This is a genomic window from Brevibacterium sanguinis, from assembly GCF_003315415.1.
GTDB classification, from domain to species: Bacteria; Actinomycetota; Actinomycetes; order Actinomycetales; family Brevibacteriaceae; genus Brevibacterium; species Brevibacterium celere_A.
On record NZ_QNSB01000012.1, the window covers coordinates 38,645 to 55,644 of the forward strand.

The following is a 17,000-nucleotide window of genomic DNA, read 5'->3' on the forward strand; positions in this document are numbered from 1 at the left end:
GTTCACCCCTCCGCAGGAATCACAGTCCCAGCATCGCGTTGACCTCGTCGAGGGACTTAACCGTGAGGTAGTTGTAGGCGCGGGCATGCGGGTCGAAACCGCGGTCGAGGTACACCTTGTTGACGAAACCGAGGTCATCGGCCGGCATGACGTCGTAACGGGTGTGCGAGGAGACGTGGAGGAAATCCTCCGGCCGCGCACCCAGCGTGTCGAGCATGTACTCGAACGCCTGGTAGCGCGGCTTGTACGCCTGCGCCTGCTCGGCCGTGAGGACAGCGTGGAATTCGGCGCCGAGGCGCGGGACCGAACTGTTCAAGTGCCGGTCGTCCCCGTTGGACAAGATGACCAACTTGTAGTTCTTCCCCATCGTCGTCAGCGGCTCGACGATCCCGTCGTGGGCACCCCAGGAGGCGACCGCCTCGCCGAGGATGGCGCCGGCATCCGTCCTCGATTCGATCCCGTGACGCTGACACGCGCGATCGAAGGAGTTCTGCAGGATGTCGTCGTACGGCAGGTAGTCACCCAGAACCGCGTCGTAACGATACTTGCGGAAGGTGGCGGTGAACGCGGCGAACTGCGCGTCGTCGAGCTGTCCACGCGTCAGCTCCCGAGCCGTGTCGTTCATGTGCCAGCTGATGAGAGTCCCGTAGTTGTCGAAGGACACGTACTCCGGTCGGATCTGGAACTGAGCCATCTCTTCTCCTCTGTGAGCTGCTCTTCGCTCGTCGGTGCAGGACTGAGGGTATGAGAATCTCATACTCATCACGCCTCGGCGGCTGCTCCCGCAAGCTGAGACCGCAAGCTCCCCTCGCCAGCTGGCGTCCCGATAGTTCGATCACTCGAACTCCTTTAACGCAGCGTGCCCCACCGGTTCTCCGGTGGGGCACGCTGCGATCGCCGTCCGGTCAGCGACTGTCACTCACTGCAATCCACGATTGATTCTCACTCGCCGTGGGGTACGACGACGGCCCGGCCGGAGAGTTCGCCGGCTTGCAGCTTGCGGTAGGCCTCCAGCCCGTCGTCGAGGCTGTAGCGCTCGATCTCCGGCATGATCTGCCCGGCCTTGTACATGTCGACGACCTCGTGGAGATCCTCGATGGTTCCCCAGTACGTGTTCGTCAGGGTCGATTCGTACGGGGTGGTGAAGAATGACCACTCGTAGCTGCCGCCGGCGATGCCGACGATGGTGCACCGGCCCATCCGCCCCATCGATCCGGCGGCCACTGCAACAGTGGGACCGGCTCCGACGAAGTCGAATGCTGCGTCCACGCCCTTTCCGCCGGTGATCTCACGGATGCGCTCAACCTGGCCGGCCCCTCCCTCGACGGTGATCGCGCCGAGCTCGGCGGCCTTGGCCATCGCCTCGGGCTTCATGTCGGTGGCGATGATCGTCGCACCGGTCAGGGCGCGCAGGATCTGCACGGCGATCTGCCCAAGTCCGCCGAGGCCGATGACCAGTGCATAGCGGCCGCCGCCGTTGAGGTTCGGCAGAGAGTTCTTGATCGCGTGATAGGGCGTCAGCGCGGCATCGGACAATGGTGCGGCCGCGATCGGGTCGGCGTCGCCGAGCGGGACGAGATTGCGCACGGGCACGGTGACGTATTCGGCCATCCCACCGTCGCGGCCCAGCCCGATGCCCAAGTAGGGGTTGGTGGCCGCGTTCTCGCAGTAGGTGTCCTGACCGCGAGAACAGGCGCGGCACTTGCCACAGCCGATCGGACCGTAGACGAGGTAGGCGCCGCCCTTCTCGAATCCGGTGACGCCGGGTCCGACGTCCTCGATCCATCCGGAATTCTCGTGCCCGAGGATGAATGGCGGCGGAATAGCTCCCGGCCCGTCCTTGTCGAACTCGTTGTAGACGGCGACGTCGGAATGGCAGGCCCCCGCGCCGGCGACCTTGAGCAGGACTTCCCCTGGACCCGGAGTCGGTTTCTCGACCTCTTTGAGGGTGGGGAACGTCTTGAAGTCTTCGAACACGATCGCTTTCATGAAGTGATCTCCTCTCGTGGAAATCTGCGGCGGGCAAACCCCGTCGCTCACTTCAGGCTAGTCCTCTGCGATCCATGCGTCACGGCGAATATGACACGTTCCACACCGCCGCGGCCTCATCACCCCGACCGCCGCCGCGGCACCGAACTACTCCGACGGCCCGCCCGTCAGTCCAGCAGGTCGTGGCACACGATCGACTGCTCGCGGTCGGGCCCGACGCCGATGACCGACATCCGGCAGCCGGAGATCTCCTCGAGAGCCTTGACGTACTTCTGCGCGTTCTCCGGCAGGTCCTCGAAGGTCCGGGCGCCGGTGATGTCCTCGTCCCAGCCCTCGAAGTACTCGTAGATCGGCTTGGCGTGGTGGAACCCGGTCTGGCTGACCGGCATCTCATCGTGGCGGGTGCCGTCAACGTCGTAGGCGACGCAGACCGGGATCTCCTTGATGCCGGTGAGCACGTCGAGCTTCGTGAGCACGTAGTCGGTGAAGCCGTTGACACGCGAGGCGTAGCGGGCGATGACCGCGTCGTACCAGCCGCAGCGGCGGGGGCGTCCGGTGTTGACGCCGAACTCGCCGCCGGCCTTCTGCAGGTACTCGCCCATGTCGTCGAAGAGTTCGGTGGGGAACGGACCGGCGCCCACGCGGGTCGTGTAAGCCTTGACGATGCCGATCACGCGGTTGATACGGGTGGGTCCGATGCCCGAGCCCACACAGGCGCCGCCGGCTGTCGGGTTCGACGAGGTGACGAACGGGTAGGTGCCGTGGTCGACGTCGAGCATCGTCGCCTGACCGCCCTCCATGACGACGACCTCTCCACGATCGAGCGCGTCGTTGAGCAGCAGCTCGGTCTCGGCGACATAGGGCCGGAGGCGATCGACGAAGGGCATGAAGTACTCGACAATCTCATCGACGGTCACCGCGCGGCGGTTGTAGACCTTGACGAGCAACTCGTTCTTCTGTCGCAGCGAGCCCTCGATCTTCTGCCGCAGGATGGATTCGTCGAAGACGTCCTGGACGCGGATGCCGAGGCGTCCCACCTTGTCCATGTACGTGGGGCCGATGCCGCGGCCCGTGGTGCCGATGGCCCGCTTGCCGAGGAACCGTTCGGTGACCTTGTCGATCGTCTGATGGTAGGGAGCGACGAGGTGGGCGTTGGCCGAGATCCGCAGCTTCGAGGTGTCGGCGCCGCGCGACTCGAGGGCGTCGATCTCCTCGAACAGCGCTTCGAGGTTGACGACCACTCCGTTGCCGATGACCGGCACGACGTTCGGCGAGAGGATGCCAGCAGGCAGCAGCTTGAGTTCGTACTTCTCCCCAGCGACGACAACCGTGTGGCCCGCGTTGTTTCCCCCGTTCGGCTTGACCACGTAGTCGACACTGGTGCCGAGGATGTCCGTGGTCTTGCCTTTACCTTCGTCGCCCCACTGAGCGCCGACCACAACGATTGCTGGCATGAGTTAAGTTCACCTCGAAGTGAAGAGAGGGAGTCAGTACCGGAACAGTCTACTGGGTCACGCTGACGCGACACTCCTGCAGATCACTCACGGTGCCCCCGCGTAGACGCGGGAACCTGCCGTCTGGCGGACATTTCGGCCAGGAACGTTGCCGTCCCGCGGGGACTTCCGGCGCCGCGGGAACCTGCATAGACTCAAGAAGATGAAGCCCCCGTGGAAGCACTTCGCAGTCCCCACCGCCATCTGTGCCGGAGCAGCTGTCGCCGGTGTCCTCGGCACCAAGGTCGATTCGCGTTGGTACAAGGGCCTGCGGAAACCCGCGTGGCAACCTCCCGGCTGGGTGTTCGGGCCGGCATGGACGACGCTGTACTCCCTGACCGCGATCGCCTCCGGCCGCGTCCTCGATCGTCTGCCCGATCATCGCTCGCGCACCGGTTTCACCGGCGAGCTCGCGACGAACATGACCCTCAACGTCGCGTGGAGCTGGCTGTTCTTCACGGCGCAGCGTCCGCGCGCGTCACTCATCGATTCCGCAGCCCTCGAAGTCTCGACGCTGCGACTGATGAAGAAGGCCGCCGAGGTGGACCGCACGTCAGCGCTCATGCTCGCTCCCTACGCCGGCTGGGTGGGCTTCGCGACCGTGCTCAATGGCGAGATCATCCGCCTCAACCCCGCCCGCACGGCGAAGCACTGAGCTGGGCTGCCCCGCCTCCTGAGTTGCTTCACTTGGGCTGGCTTTCGGTGCTCGGCGGTCAATGTCCCTGGCCGACGCCACCACATGACCAGGCCCGACAGCATCCGGGTCCTCGACGAATTCGGTGCGCACCCGAAGTACCTCAGCGCCTTCTCCCGCTTCCGCTAACGCCTCAATGCCGGGTCAGGAAGTCACGTTTGATCTTGAGGTTCCTGCTGTCCGAAAGGCCGATGATTCTGCTCGACAATGAACTTGAACTCTTCGCTCAGGTCCTGCTCCAGAACCAATTGCGATCCGAGCTCACCGATCGCTGGGGACGTCTTGAATCCCTTCCCCGAGAACCCAGCCATGACAACGACATTGTCCATCGACGGAAGCCAGCCCACATACTCGACGCGAGAACGAGTATATGACTCAAAGTACGAGTTGATTCGCATTGGATACGACTCCAGCTGCGGCAAGAGATCTTCTACCAGTTCGCGCACTGCCGTCAGATCCGCTTCGACAACGCGACTGTCCGCACTATCAGGAGATTCTATTACCTTGTGATTAGCAAATCCCAGTCCGAGTTTCATGGACGAGCCGTCAGCAGTCGGAAGCCCGTATGAATAGTTTGGATCTGCCCTGATGTAGGGCTTCACACCGGACAGGCTCGTTCCCGGACGCGGAAGATACCAGGTCGACAGCAATCGCCGAGGAGCCAGCAATGGTGCCATTTCGGGCATCAAGGTCGATGTCCACGCTCCAGCCGCGACAACCACCCTGTCGAACAAGTCGTCCCCGCGATCTGTTCTCACCAGGACTTGGGATCCGCGTTGAATAATGTCGGTCACCCTGGACTCGGTGCGAAGCGATGCCCCTTGAGCAATTGCTGCGCTCGATGCTGCTTGGATTGCGCGATCGGGGTAGATCGTTCCGGCGTCCTTGTCGAGGATCCCGTATTCGTTCTCGTGAAGCCTGAAATAGGGGTGCTGCCTTCTCATTTCGTCGCGGGAGAGTACGACTGCTCGGTCAGAGAGCAGCTCTACCGATTTTAAAGCGGTCAATGAAGCGTTGCTTCCCTCTTCGGCGATTGTCAGAGCTCCATCAAGGTAACGAAGTCGGACCTGTGACCACTCCTGCAACTCGTTCCAGAGCTGGTTGGCTCGCTGAACTACCGGAAAGTAGCGCATGTCTTCTAGTTCGATATACCTGAACAGCCGCGATTCGCCGCCTGCGGCTCCTCGCGGATGGCCAGGGCTGTACAGCTCGTAGCCGACGGCGTCGACACCCTGCCGGGCAAGCTGCCACAGGACCTGTGAGCCGATTGTTCCCGTTCCGACGACGGCAATCCGAGGGGTGTTCATCCGATCCACCTTCTTTGAGTCCTATGTTCAGTCCAACCCGGCGTACAGGTTTCGCTGCAACGGTTTACGCACGAGCAGAAGGATCAGGCCAACAAGAACTGCCACGGTGCCGATCCCAGCGAAATAGACATTGTTCGGTATCGCCGCGAATAGCTGCCCAAGCAGTCCCGATAATGACGATCCGAGTGCCAGCGTCAAGAAGTTCACAGCGACCATTTGAGCGGTGAACGCCTTGGGTGCGATCTGGGTGGCCAGAGCAAGTCCGATGGGGCCGACGAAGTTCTCGGAACTGCCGACAATCACCATGAACAGCAGAACCAGGAGAACTGGGATTTCATCCCGGTAGACCAGGGCGGAGATGAGCAGGATGAAGAAGAAGCCCACGCCGATTTGGATCATTCCCAGCGAGAACTTCGCACCGGCTCGAGGCTGTCTGGCCCCCAGTCTCTTCCACAAGGATGCGATCAGGGGTGCGGCCAGGACCCCGGCCAGCGGGCTGACCATTGCAACCCAGCCGACGGGGAACGACCAGTTCCCGATATCACGGTCCACTCGCTCCTGGACAAGAATCGAAACGGCTGTGAACTTCTGGAAAAGGAACCCGAAATACAGGCCGGCCGCGAGGAAGAGCGGAACGTACGCCCCTACACGTCGCTTTTCTGAACGTGTGACCTTCTTGGACGAAAGCATCACTCCGAAGTAGATCGCAGCCGCCACAAGCGCCACCACGGTGGCAACTGTCGAGAGGCTCTCTGCAACCAACAGGCCAGTCCAGGCAGCACCGATGATGACGGCGAACGCGCCGACAGTCACGGCTACGGCGAGGCGTGCACCGGCGCGAGAAAGAGGTCGAGTGATCTGCCCAGCTCGTTCAGGGAGATTCCGCGATGAGAACAGATACTGGATAAGAGCGACGACCATGCCGACCGCGGCGAGAGCAAAACCGGGATGAAACCCCCAGTTCTCCTGCACGAAACCCGTAGTAAGCGGGCCCATGACAGCCCCGGTGTTGATCGCCATGTAAAAGTACGAGAATCCGGCATCTCGCCTGGCTTCAGTCTCGTTTTCGAGCACGAACCCGACGATTGACGTGATATTCGTCTTCAATGCGCCCGTTCCCAGAATGATGAGGACGAGCCCGGCGGAGAGTCCGGGCACCCCAGGGACCACCGCAAGAGAGATGTGGCCAAGGGCAATGACAATTCCGCCGAGGAGCACCAGGCGCTTCGGGCTGAGAACTCGCTCTCCCAGCCACGCCCCCACCAGCTGAGCGATGTAGACCGCTCCCCCATAGGCGCCGACGATGCCCGCCGAGGCGGCCGACCCCATAGCAAGTCCGCCCTTGTCGAGCTCGTAAAGGAGATAGAACGCCAGGATGCTCTGAAGCCCATAAAAGGAGAAACGTTCCCACAGTTCGGTGAACGCCATGCCTCCGACACTTCTGGCTCGCGCGCGGCGTACATTCGGCTTTACGTCAGAGTCGATAGTGGTCAACGTATTCCTTCTTCCATGGGAGCAGCTTCAATGGTGCAAGTCATCAGACTCAGTAGGTTGGCGGTGCCATCATCCACACCACCCGCGCGATTCGGGTACCGGTGGCCTCGGCGACCCTATGCGGCTGGTCGCTTTTGTAATGAAATGAATCCATTTCCTTCAGGCGATTCGTCGTCCCGTTGACGGTGACTTCGACTTCGCCCTCGATCACGAGCAAAATCTCCTCCGACGCCCCGTGGGTGTACGGCTTCACCCCTGTATCGCCACCGGGTTCGAACTGCCCAAGAAGCACTTCGAGATGATCGAAGTGTGAAGGCGAGATTTTGATCTTCGAAGCGCCGTTTCCGAATCGTTTGCGAGCAGCATCTGCGTATCGCAGCACTGGGCTTCTTTCTACGTTCGGTTCGTTGAAGAGTTCGCCGACATTGAGCCGAATGACTGAGCAGACGCTCTGGAGGGTTGCCACACTTCCCATCGCAATGCCGCGCTCCAGCTGGGAGAGGTAGCCCGTGGTAATGCCGGCTTCTTCAGCGACATCCTTCAGGGTCATCTGCAATGCCTGCCGGCGCTTCCTCAGCCGATCCCCGAGAACATTATTGTTCTGTGATTCAGATCGCATTCACTCAGAGTACAATATTTTTTACTCACACGTCAATCGATTTGCTTCACCTGGGCCCATGTCAACTCTCTACCGGCAATTCGACAAGAGTCTGAGCTGGAGGGAGACCTTCGCGTCTTCGAACGATGTCAACGACTCGATCACCGAGTTCTGAATCGCCCCGCGTCACGTCCCCGACCGCGGCAACCGCCTGGCGGCCTTCTCGATGTTCTTCGCCATCTGCGGGAAGATCAGCCGGTGAAACGGGGAGACGAACGCCCAGTAGAGCTGGCCCCGCAGCCCCCGCGGGATGAACAGCGCCCGCTGCCGGTACCGGCACCCGGCGCGACCGCGGAGACCGCCCGCCCTGCCCCGCACCGAGTCGGATCCGCCCGCGCGACCGCCGTCACCGTCCTCCTCCAGAGTGAACTCCAGCCACGCGTCTCCCGAGACCTTCATCTCGGCGCGCAGCAGCAGCCGAGACCCTGGCTCCAGCGCCTCGACGCGCCACCAGTCGACGGGATCACCGATCCGCAAGGAATCGGGCAGGCGGCGACCGCGGTTGAGTCCGGCCCCGCCGACGACCTTGTCCCAGACCCCGCGCACCTTCCACGCCAGCGGCCATGAGTACCAGCCGTTCGCCCCGCCGATCCCGACGACGACCGACCACAGCTGCGCGGCGCTGACGCGAGGGAAGAAGTACGTCCGGTCGTCGGTGTACACCCGCTGGCCCGCCCACTCGGGATCGTTCGGCAGGGGTTGGGCCGCCTCGGCGAGGACACCGGCATCCGCGTCCCAGTTCGTGTCGACGGCGCCCTCGGTCTCGCGCTGCAGCGCCAACCGCACGGCCTGTTCGTAGTCGAGCAGACCGGTCGACGGTGGTGGGATGACGGCGTCGATGTCGTGCTCGCCGGCGACGGCGTCCTCCTGGAGGGACTGGACGAGCGGCAGCGTCAGGGAGAACGGCAGCGGCGTCACCAGTCCCACCCACATGCCCGAGAGCGTCGGCGCGGGCAGCGGCAGGGAGATGACGTGGCGGGGTTTGAGCCCGGCGATCCGGGCGAAGGCGCGCATCACCTCGGCGTAGGTGAGAACGTCACGCGAACCGATGTCGAAGGTGCGGTTGAGCGGCTCGGTGACGTCGACGGCGGAGATGAGGTAGTAGAGGACGTCGCGCACGGACAGGGGCTCGACCCGGTTGGAGACCCAGTTCGGGGCCGGCATCCAGCGCAGGGTGAGCGCGAGGTGGCGGATCATCTCGAATGAGGCCGACCCGGAGCCGATGATGATCCCGGCCTGGAACACGATCGTGTCGACTCCGGAGTCGAGGAAGATCTGCCCGACCTGCGCCCGGGAGCGCATGTGCGTCGACAGGGCCTCGGTCTCGGGGTGGAGTCCGCCGAGGTAGACGATCCGAGAGACTCCCGCCTCCTCCGCGGCCGCGGCGACCCGGGAGGCGGCGCGGGCCTCGCGGGTCTCGAAGTCGGTGCCCGAGCCCATCGAGTGGACGAGGTGGTGGACGACGTCGATGCCGGCCATCGCCTCGGCGAGCCCCTGGCCGTCGTCGAGGTCGACCTGGTGGACCTCGACGTCACCGGCCCACGGCACCCCGTCGAGCTTCTCCGGCGAGCGCACGGCGACGCTGACCTCGTGCCCGGCCTGGAGGAGGCGGGGCACGAGCCGCCCGCCGATGTACCCGGTGGCCCCGAGCACGAGCACCCGCCGTGGGCGCTCGGTCCGGCGGATGGTCTCAGTGCTCAGGTCCATGTCGCCTCCGCCGCTCGGTCGGCTTGCCCGTTGGCAAGCCCTCTTGCTCAGCGTAGCGTCACTCGCCTGCGGCGATCTCGTCGATCGCGCTCGGGTCCGAGGACCTCAGGAACTCCTCGATGCGGGCCGCTTCCTCGGCTTCGCCGATCCCCGCCGAGGCGCGTCCCAGGGCGTAGAGGGAGCGGAGGAATCCGCGGTTGATCGTATGCGACCACGGGATCGGCCCGGCGCCGCGCCATCCGGCGGCGCGCAGGGCGTCGAGGCCGCGGTGGTAGCCGACGCGGGCGTAGGCGTAGGAGTCGACGAGGCGGCCTTCGCCGTGGGCTTCGTCGGCGAGCACCGACCACGCCAGCGACGAGGCGGGGAGGTCGGCGACGATGTCGAGGGCCTCCTCGCCGGCGTCGAGTCGCTTGGCGGCTTCGACGTCGGGGTGGTCCTCGGGCAGGTAGGTGGGTTGGGGGCCCAGCTGCCCGGCGTTGAGGTTGCCGATGTGCGAGGGGTTTCCGATGGGCTGGCTCATGTGCGTCTCCTTCGTGTCGGTGGGTGGGGCGTCTGGTTCCAGTATGACCGTCGCCGAGGCGGTCGCCGACCTCAGCGGATCAGTCCGTCTTCACGGCCGAGGGTTGGATGGCGTACGGGTTGGTGCTCAGGGCGCCGAAGACTCCGGCTTCCGCGAGCTCGTCGAGCTGCTTCTTGTCCTTGACGCCGGTCGCCCAGACCTTGAGGTCGGTGCCGGTCCACTTCGCGGCGTGGGAGGCGTCGATGGCGATCATGGTGAATCCCTCGGAACCGAAGTTCCCGTCCGGAGTCGAAGCGGTGGCGTCGCCGGTGAACAGCGCCGCGACTCCCGCCTCGGCGGCCGCATCGGCGACCTCCGGGTTCGAGGTCCGCACGATCGTCGACTTCTCGGCCCCCGCCTCGGCGATGGTGGCCAGGGCCGGGTCCGCCACCTCGGCGGTCTCGATGAGCGGCATGAGCACGGTGCTGCCGGCGAAGGCCTCGACGGTCTCGTCCCAGGTGATCGTCTCCCCCGCGGCATTGCCCTCACGCGGTGCCGTGATCGTCCGTTCGAGGAACGCCTCGCGGTCGAGTGTGTCGAGTCCCCCGTCCAGTCCCATGAGCTTCGGTGCGGTCTTCGGGTCGGCGGCGACGATGGTGCCGTCGCCGAGTTCGGCCAGCGTCGGGGCGGGCAGGTAGCCGAACTTCGCGTTCTCGGTGAAGGCGAGCTTCGAGTTGGCGGGGTAGACGGCCGATCCCCCGTCGAGGGCGGCGACGGCGGGGCTGTTGAGGTCGTCGACGGTGAGCTTCTCCCGCGAGCCGAAGACGTTGATGAGGAGCACGACGATGAGGCCGACGGCGACGACGGCTCCGGCGAGCAGCGGGGCGTTGAACTTCTTCGGCTCGGGACGGTCGGGGACGGGGACGCGGTTGCTCATCGGCTGCCGTCCTTCGTCGATCCGGCGCCGGTGACGAGCCCCTTGAGGAAGCCCGCGCCCCAGCACAGGTGCATGGTGGGCAGGACGAGGCCGAACCACAGGCGTTCACGGCGGCCGCAGTCCTTCGCGGCGCTCGCGGTGGCGAGGATGCCGGCGATGTAGGCGAAGCTCGGGACGTGGACGAGGGAGGTGAAGCGGCGGAGGAACTTCGGCCAGCGCTTCGTCCTCCCGGTCAGCTGCAGGAGGGCCTCGACGATGCTCGCGGTCATCCCGAGCACGAGCAGCGGGGGCGCGAAGTAGCGGATCGAGTTCTTCGATCCGTAGCGGCGGATGAGCTCGGCGCGCCAGATGCCGGTCGCCCAGAACTGCTTGGCGATGTTCGACCACTGCGCGCGCGGCCAGTAGGACACGTGCATGTCCGGATCGAACCGGATCCTCCCGCCGAGGCCGCGGATGCGGAGGTTGAGCTCCCAGTCCTGACCGCGGCGCAGTCCTTCGTCGAAGCCGCCGAGGTGGTCGAAGACCTCCCGACGGAAGACGCCGAGGTATGCCGATTCCGAGTCCTGCGCCGCGTCGCCGGAGTGGTAGGCGGGCCCGCCGAGGCCGACGGGTGACATGTAGGCCCGGGCGACGGCTTTCTGGAAGGCGGTCCGTCCGCGGGCGTGCATGAGCCCGCCGCAGTTGGCCGCGCGGGTCTCCCGGAGGACCTCGACGCCTCGGCGCGTGTAGTTCGGGGCGAGGCCGGAGTGCGCGTCGACGCGGATGATCACCGGGTGGGTGGTCTGGGCGATCGCGAGGTTGAGGCCGATGGGCGTGGCCGCATCGGGATTGTCGACGGTCTTGATCCGCGGGTCGCGGGAAGCCATGTCGGCGACGATCCGGTTCGTGTCGTCGGTCGAGGGCCCGAGGGCGATGACGATCTCCTTGTCGCCGTCGTACTCCTGGGCGAGGATCGTCGTGATCGCCTTGGCGATGTGCTCCTCTTCGTTGAGCACCGGCATGATGTAGGAGACTCCGGGGCGCTCGGCCAGCGGCGGGAGGCCTTCCGGGGTCAGGGATTGAGATGGTTTCGGCACGCCCTCAATCCTCCCATATCGCGCCTGAGGGTCTGCTCACCGGAGGTTGTGCCTCACCGCACCTTCTCGTACCCGAACCGCTCCAGGATCCGCTCGACGATACCGGGTCTGGCCGCCGTGACGATCAGAGGGGCCTCGGGCACAACACCTTCCACCGGAGCATCCTCTTCCGTGTGCATCCAGTAGTCCTCGCTCTTCGGGATCGAGGAGATGTCCGGCTTGTAGGGTGGGGCGACAAAAGACAGGTGAGGCCGCTCCCATGCGATATGTCGGCGGACGACCTTCGCCGGAGTCCCCACCGCGATGCAGTTGTTCGGGATCCTCCGTGTGACGACGCTGCGGAATCCGATGACGGACCCATCGCCCACGACGGCGCCGCCCAGTGCCGCAGCCTGAGCGCCGAACCACACATGGCTGCCGATCCGGATGTCCTTGACCGGATTGACCCGCAGCCCGGTGTCGACTTCGAAGATAGGATGACCGTCGTCGGCGCGAAACTCGTTGTCGCTGGCAATCATCACGTCGTCGCCGAATTCGACCGTTGCCCCTTCAACGGCACTGACGATGCACGTCGTCGTGGTGGTGACGTCCGCACCGATCTTCACCGTGGAGTCCTGACCGATGCGGATGTTCATCGCGAACCCGTGCCGCGCGTTGGGGCCGATCACCAGGGTGCCGTTGTCGCAATCGAAGACGACGAGCAGCCGTTTGATCCGGGCGCGGGGGTCGACGACGATCCGGTTGTTCCTGCCGCGAATCGTGATCGCGATGTTCTTGTCGAACACTGTCGGCGATTCAACAACGTTGCCATCGTCGTCAGAGAAAGTGTCCAGTCGCGTGAGCTTCTTCACGGACGGCAGGCTACCCGCCTTTCGCGCTCGTCCGCGACTTCGATCAGGTCCTGGACGGGGAAGATCCCAGCTCAAGCACGCCATCGCAAGACAGACACCTTGCCATTCCATACGCCTCTGATCTCCCCTGATATCTCCACATTCAGGAGCTTCACCACAGCGGAAGTTACCCCTCAGCATGTAGCATCGCCCTGGACTCTTGTCACGCCGAGGTGACCGCAGGCCGTCGGACCCCTGGTGAACGAGGCCCTGGAAACCGGCCCCTGGCCGAGAAATGCCGCCACACGACCACGGATGAGGACTACATGGCCGTTCAGGAGCATCTGCTCACTGTCGTCATCGAGGCCACCGAGCCTTTGGACCGCGAATCGACCACCTACCGCCGCCTGATGTCGGCACGTCTGCTTTGGGAATCGGACTTCACGATTCGCGTCGTCGAGGAACCATTGACCACCGCCCGGCTCACGGAGCTCTGCGCGAGCGTCGACAGTAAGTACATCCTCTTCATCCGCCAGACCCATCAGGTCTCCCCCGCCTTCCTCCCGACGGTTCTCAAGTTCCTCAGCACGAAGACCGTCTACCTCGCGGAGCCGTACAAGTACACCGGAAACATTCCCAAGCAGATCGCGTCGACATCGATTGACCGGAACTACCACTACACTCGCGACACGGACATCTATGGGGTCGCCTTCAATGTCGGTCGTCTCGGCGACGTTCTCGACGCGATCGGTGATGTCGACCGCACAGGTGTGTACCTGGCGTACCGCCTGTATTGGTCGATCAACTCGGTCACTCCTCTCGAAGAGGGCTACTCCGTCTCATCCAACACCAGCACGGCCATCGGCATCAGTCCGCGGCCAGAAGTCTCGCGACTCGTCCCGCTGATTCCGACTGCGTCGAGCTCCATGCGGCTGCATCTGCTGCGACTCCTGGTGCTGTTCCTCCGGGGTCTGCGCGAAACGGAGCGCACCGATATCACGCTCGATCACCTCCGCGGCCTGGTCAGTACCTTCGGTCTGACGAAGGACCTCGACCTGGCCGAGCACATGCACGCCTTCGAATGCGCCTGGATCCGTTGGCTGGACCGGCCGGACATGAACGCGCATCTGTTCAAGCAACTGTCGGGCCAGGACGCCTACCTGGTGTTCGATGACGCACCACACGATCACGGCGACGACTCCGCAGCACAGAACCATCTCGTCGAGGGTCCTGACGTCATCCTCCACCGGGTCGAACTCGGCGATGAGACGATGACGGTCACGAAGTCCTATCTCCCCCGCGACCTGCGGCCTGAACTCGAGTCACCGGACCACTATGACTTCTACCGGCGACCGATCACGGAGGACTCGGTCATCCTGTTCTTCGACCGCCCGATGCAGGCCGACGACAATGCCGAGCACCTCTACGCTCACTTCACCGCTGAGCACCCCGAGTTCGCACAGGCGTACTTCGCTCTCAATCCCAAGTCCCCCGATTGGGACAGGTTGTCCGCCCGCGGGTTCAAGCTCGTGTCGATCTTCACCCCCGAGTTCTACGAGCTCTTCCTTCGCTCCGACCTCGTGGTGTCGTCCCAGATCTTCAACCTTCGTCATCAGGGCAAGACACTTGCCAATTCGCGCTTCGTCTACCTTCAGCACGGCGTCCAGCTCAATGACATGTCGAACTGGGTGGCGTCGAAGTTCTTCGACGTCTTCGTCGCCACCGGCAAGGTCGAAGCCGACTACCTGCGGACAGTGGCGCCGGTGGAGACGCTCAACTCCGGGCTCCCCCGGCTGCAGACTCTACGACGGGACTCGGAAGGTTCACGCGACCTGCTGTTCATGCCGACCTGGCGGTTCAACCTCCATCAGGCCTCGCCTGAGCACTTCCGCAGTTCCCAGTACTTCCGGGCCATCAATTCCGTGCTCACGGACAGGGAACTGCTGGGTCATCTCGAACGCACCGATCGGACCCTCCACGTCAAGCTGCACCCCAACATCGAGAAACGGGCCGCGCAGTTCTCGTTCTCCCGCCGCGTGGTGCGCTCGGAGCTCAGCTACCGCGAGGCGATCTCTATGGCAGAGTTCGTCTTCACCGACTACAGCTCTGCAGTGCTCGACGCCGCTTTCGTCGGCATCCCGATCGCCTACTACCAGTGGGACGCCGACGACTTCTTCCACGAACAGCCTTACGAGAGCCGTCTCGACTACCACTCCGAGGGACTCGGGCCGGTATTCACCGCCCATGCGGAACTCATCGAACACGTCACTTCCGAACGTTACAGTCAACCTGATCCGGAATTCGCTCGCCGCAGCGCACGGTTCTTCGAAGGCGTCAACACCGACCGGATCAACGAGACCATCATCGAGAGGATGCTGAGCCTATGACGAAGCCCGCAGCCAAGCTCCGCCGCACACTTGCGAACCAGGCGAAACGAGTGGCGTACTCGCCGACGGTCCGCAACCTCGCCCGGACGGCGATCACTTCCGAGAAGGCAGAGCCTCTGCGCAGGAAACTCGCCGACAGAGGGCTTGAAGGCCACGTCCGCCGCTTCACCTCGGAGTGCCTGCCAGAGGGCATGTACTTCGCCAAGCTCACCATTGACAACTGGCAGGAGTTCAACGGCCAGTCGTTCCAGCTCCTCCAGGGATCGTCCGTCGTCTACGGAAACGAGATCGAACCACCTCCCAAGGGGTTCCCGCTCGAGTACCGGAATATCATCGTGACTTCGACCGATGTCTCGAAGTTCCGTCTCTCGATCGATTCCTCCTTCAGTCTGCAGATCGGGCACGGGGCGTTCACCACCCCGCAGCAGGTGTCCTACGACAAGCAGTACGGAGTCGAGCAGCACGGTGACGTGTTCTACTCGCTGCGCGGCAACACCACCGCACCGTCGAAGCTGCTCATCACCTTCCCCGGTTTCGGGCCCTCGACTTCGCGCATCTCCTATGCCGTGAGCTACCTCAAGGCTCTCACCGACGCCGATCTCAGCGACACCCTCATGGTCTGCTTCCAGGACCGCTACCTGGCCGCTGGTTCCTACATGCTCGTCGACAACGGTGGCCGGTCCCTCATCCAGAGAGTCAATGACGTCATCGCGGAATTCGTCGACCGCTATGGGATCGCCGAGGACCAGATGCTTTTCTTCGGCGCGTCCAAGGGCGGCAGCATCGCCATCCAGTACGCAGAGAATTTTCCCGCGGCCCGCCTGCTGGTCGCTGTTCCGCAGATGAACCTGCGCTACTACCTCGACAAACCGTTCTTCAAGGACAACATCTTCGCCCAAGAGGGCATGCACTCGGTCCCGCAGCCGGAACGGCTCATCCGCACCTACTTCACCGAAGGCCGGACGATCGACTACTTCTACACGAACACCGATGAGCAAAGCAACCACTCGCTCATCGAACTTGTCGAGGACATTCCGGGACTGTCGAAGTACCGTGTCGACGGTCAGCACGGAGAGGTGGCGCGCAAAGCACTACCGACGATGCTCTCGATCATGCGACGATTCCTCTCCGATCGGACAGGCTCGTCAACCACCTCCGTCGACGAGGTCCACTGCTTCGATCATGAGGGAGCCCGGGCCGTGCAGGTTCGCGTCGATCCCGACCGGACGCCGGAGAGCGCGGCGAACTGGTACCTCGAAGGTTCGCTGGGGCGTACCCGGTTCCTTCAGTTCCTCTCCGATCATGATCTGCCGTTCGTCAAGTACACCAATGAACAGCAGAGGCTGCACCCGGAGATCGACGATCTTCGCGGACTGCACAGTGTCGTCGCCTACGACGAGTCCGGCGGAGAGTGGGTCGCACCGCTGCCGCAGACGGACGAGCTCACCGAGAACGCCCCGCCCCGGCACAAATACTCGACCGACACCCTGCGCCTCGACGCAGAAGGAGCGGCAGAGTACGTCATCGTCCGTGACAGCATCGTCAATCGCTTCTCCTACGACTGCCGCCGTGGCACCGGAAATGAGGAGAAGATCGATGTGCATATCGTCCCCGACATCAACGCTTTCGACCTCGCCGAGGTGCGACATCGTACCGATGCACGCTTCGTCGCCGCCGTCGAAGCGCTCGCGACCGACGAGCTCATCGATCTCATGGTCAATCGCCTGTTCCTCGTCTCCGTGTGCGAATCGATGTCCGTGATCGTCCACGACCACGCCCTCAGCGAGTCTGCAGAACAGGCTCTCACCGGGTACTCGGCGACCCGCGCCAGCGTGGCGCTCGATAAGCCGGCCGAGGCCACCACGAGTGTCTTCACCCTGCTGGACCTCGATCCCGCAGAGGCGTTGACCCAGCGGGTGTGAACCCGGC

14 protein-coding genes are annotated in these 17,000 nt (G+C 63.8%); 3 read left to right on the forward strand and 11 right to left on the reverse strand.

The window, feature by feature from the left end:
- Positions 1-19: 19 nt before the first annotated feature.
- From DFO65_RS14600 to DFO65_RS14610, 3 genes are all read right to left on the reverse strand, one after another.
- Positions 20-694 carry a haloacid dehalogenase type II gene (locus DFO65_RS14600; protein WP_113905185.1) on the reverse strand — a complete coding sequence of 225 codons (675 nt, stop codon included), beginning with the start codon at positions 692-694 and terminating at the stop codon, positions 20-22.
- Between the two features lie 248 nt (positions 695-942).
- Positions 943-1,989 carry an NAD(P)-dependent alcohol dehydrogenase gene (locus tag DFO65_RS14605; protein ID WP_113905186.1) on the reverse strand — a complete coding sequence of 349 codons (1,047 nt, stop codon included), beginning with the start codon at positions 1,987-1,989 and terminating at the stop codon, positions 943-945.
- Between the two features lie 167 nt (positions 1,990-2,156).
- Positions 2,157-3,443 carry an adenylosuccinate synthase gene (locus DFO65_RS14610; protein WP_113905187.1) on the reverse strand — a complete coding sequence of 429 codons (1,287 nt, stop codon included), beginning with the start codon at positions 3,441-3,443 and terminating at the stop codon, positions 2,157-2,159.
- A 202-nt stretch (positions 3,444-3,645) separates the two neighbouring features.
- Between DFO65_RS14610 and DFO65_RS14615 the strand changes: the two genes are divergently transcribed.
- On the forward strand, positions 3,646-4,137 hold the full coding sequence (locus tag DFO65_RS14615) for a TspO/MBR family protein (protein WP_113905188.1): 492 nt from the start codon (positions 3,646-3,648) through the stop codon (positions 4,135-4,137).
- A 191-nt stretch (positions 4,138-4,328) separates the two neighbouring features.
- Here the strand turns inward: DFO65_RS14615 and DFO65_RS14620 are convergent, their stop codons facing one another.
- From DFO65_RS14620 to DFO65_RS14655, 8 genes are all read right to left on the reverse strand, one after another.
- On the reverse strand, positions 4,329-5,483 hold the full coding sequence (locus DFO65_RS14620; RefSeq protein ID WP_113905189.1) for an FAD-dependent oxidoreductase: 1,155 nt from the start codon (positions 5,481-5,483) through the stop codon (positions 4,329-4,331).
- Between the two features lie 27 nt (positions 5,484-5,510).
- The gene (locus tag DFO65_RS14625; protein WP_113905190.1) at positions 5,511-6,911 is read right to left on the reverse strand and encodes a peptide MFS transporter; all 1,401 of its coding nucleotides are present in this window, start codon (positions 6,909-6,911) and stop codon (positions 5,511-5,513) included.
- Between the two features lie 115 nt (positions 6,912-7,026).
- Positions 7,027-7,596, reverse strand: coding sequence for a cupin domain-containing protein (locus tag DFO65_RS14630; RefSeq protein ID WP_113905191.1), 570 nt, complete (start codon positions 7,594-7,596; stop codon positions 7,027-7,029).
- 165 nt (positions 7,597-7,761) lie between these two features.
- On the reverse strand, positions 7,762-9,342 hold the full coding sequence (locus DFO65_RS14635; RefSeq protein WP_113905192.1) for an SDR family oxidoreductase: 1,581 nt from the start codon (positions 9,340-9,342) through the stop codon (positions 7,762-7,764).
- A 58-nt stretch (positions 9,343-9,400) separates the two neighbouring features.
- Positions 9,401-9,862: a DUF3151 domain-containing protein gene (locus tag DFO65_RS14640; RefSeq protein ID WP_113905193.1), complete on the reverse strand. Its 462-nt coding sequence runs from the start codon at positions 9,860-9,862 to the stop codon at positions 9,401-9,403.
- A 79-nt stretch (positions 9,863-9,941) separates the two neighbouring features.
- A complete protein-coding gene (locus tag DFO65_RS14645) occupies positions 9,942-10,778 on the reverse strand; it encodes a hypothetical protein (RefSeq protein WP_113905194.1) in 837 nt (278 codons plus the stop codon).
- Positions 10,775-11,779 (reverse strand): glycosyltransferase family 2 protein, encoded by a 1,005-nt coding sequence (locus DFO65_RS14650; RefSeq protein ID WP_113905234.1) that lies wholly within the window; start codon positions 11,777-11,779, stop codon positions 10,775-10,777. Before DFO65_RS14650 ends, DFO65_RS14645 begins: the two co-directional genes overlap by 4 nt.
- Before the next feature lie 128 nt (positions 11,780-11,907).
- Positions 11,908-12,705, reverse strand: a complete 798-nt coding sequence (locus DFO65_RS14655) for an acyltransferase (protein ID WP_181778741.1) — start codon at positions 12,703-12,705, stop codon at positions 11,908-11,910.
- Between the two features lie 305 nt (positions 12,706-13,010).
- On the opposite strand from DFO65_RS14655, the gene DFO65_RS14660 reads away from it, so the two are divergent.
- Both DFO65_RS14660 and DFO65_RS14665 read left to right on the forward strand, forming a co-directional pair.
- On the forward strand, positions 13,011-15,071 hold the full coding sequence (locus DFO65_RS14660; protein ID WP_113905196.1) for a CDP-glycerol glycerophosphotransferase family protein: 2,061 nt from the start codon (positions 13,011-13,013) through the stop codon (positions 15,069-15,071).
- Positions 15,068-16,993: a hypothetical protein gene (locus tag DFO65_RS14665; RefSeq protein WP_113905197.1), complete on the forward strand. Its 1,926-nt coding sequence runs from the start codon at positions 15,068-15,070 to the stop codon at positions 16,991-16,993. Before DFO65_RS14660 ends, DFO65_RS14665 begins: the two co-directional genes overlap by 4 nt.
- Positions 16,994-17,000: the final 7 nt, after the last annotated feature.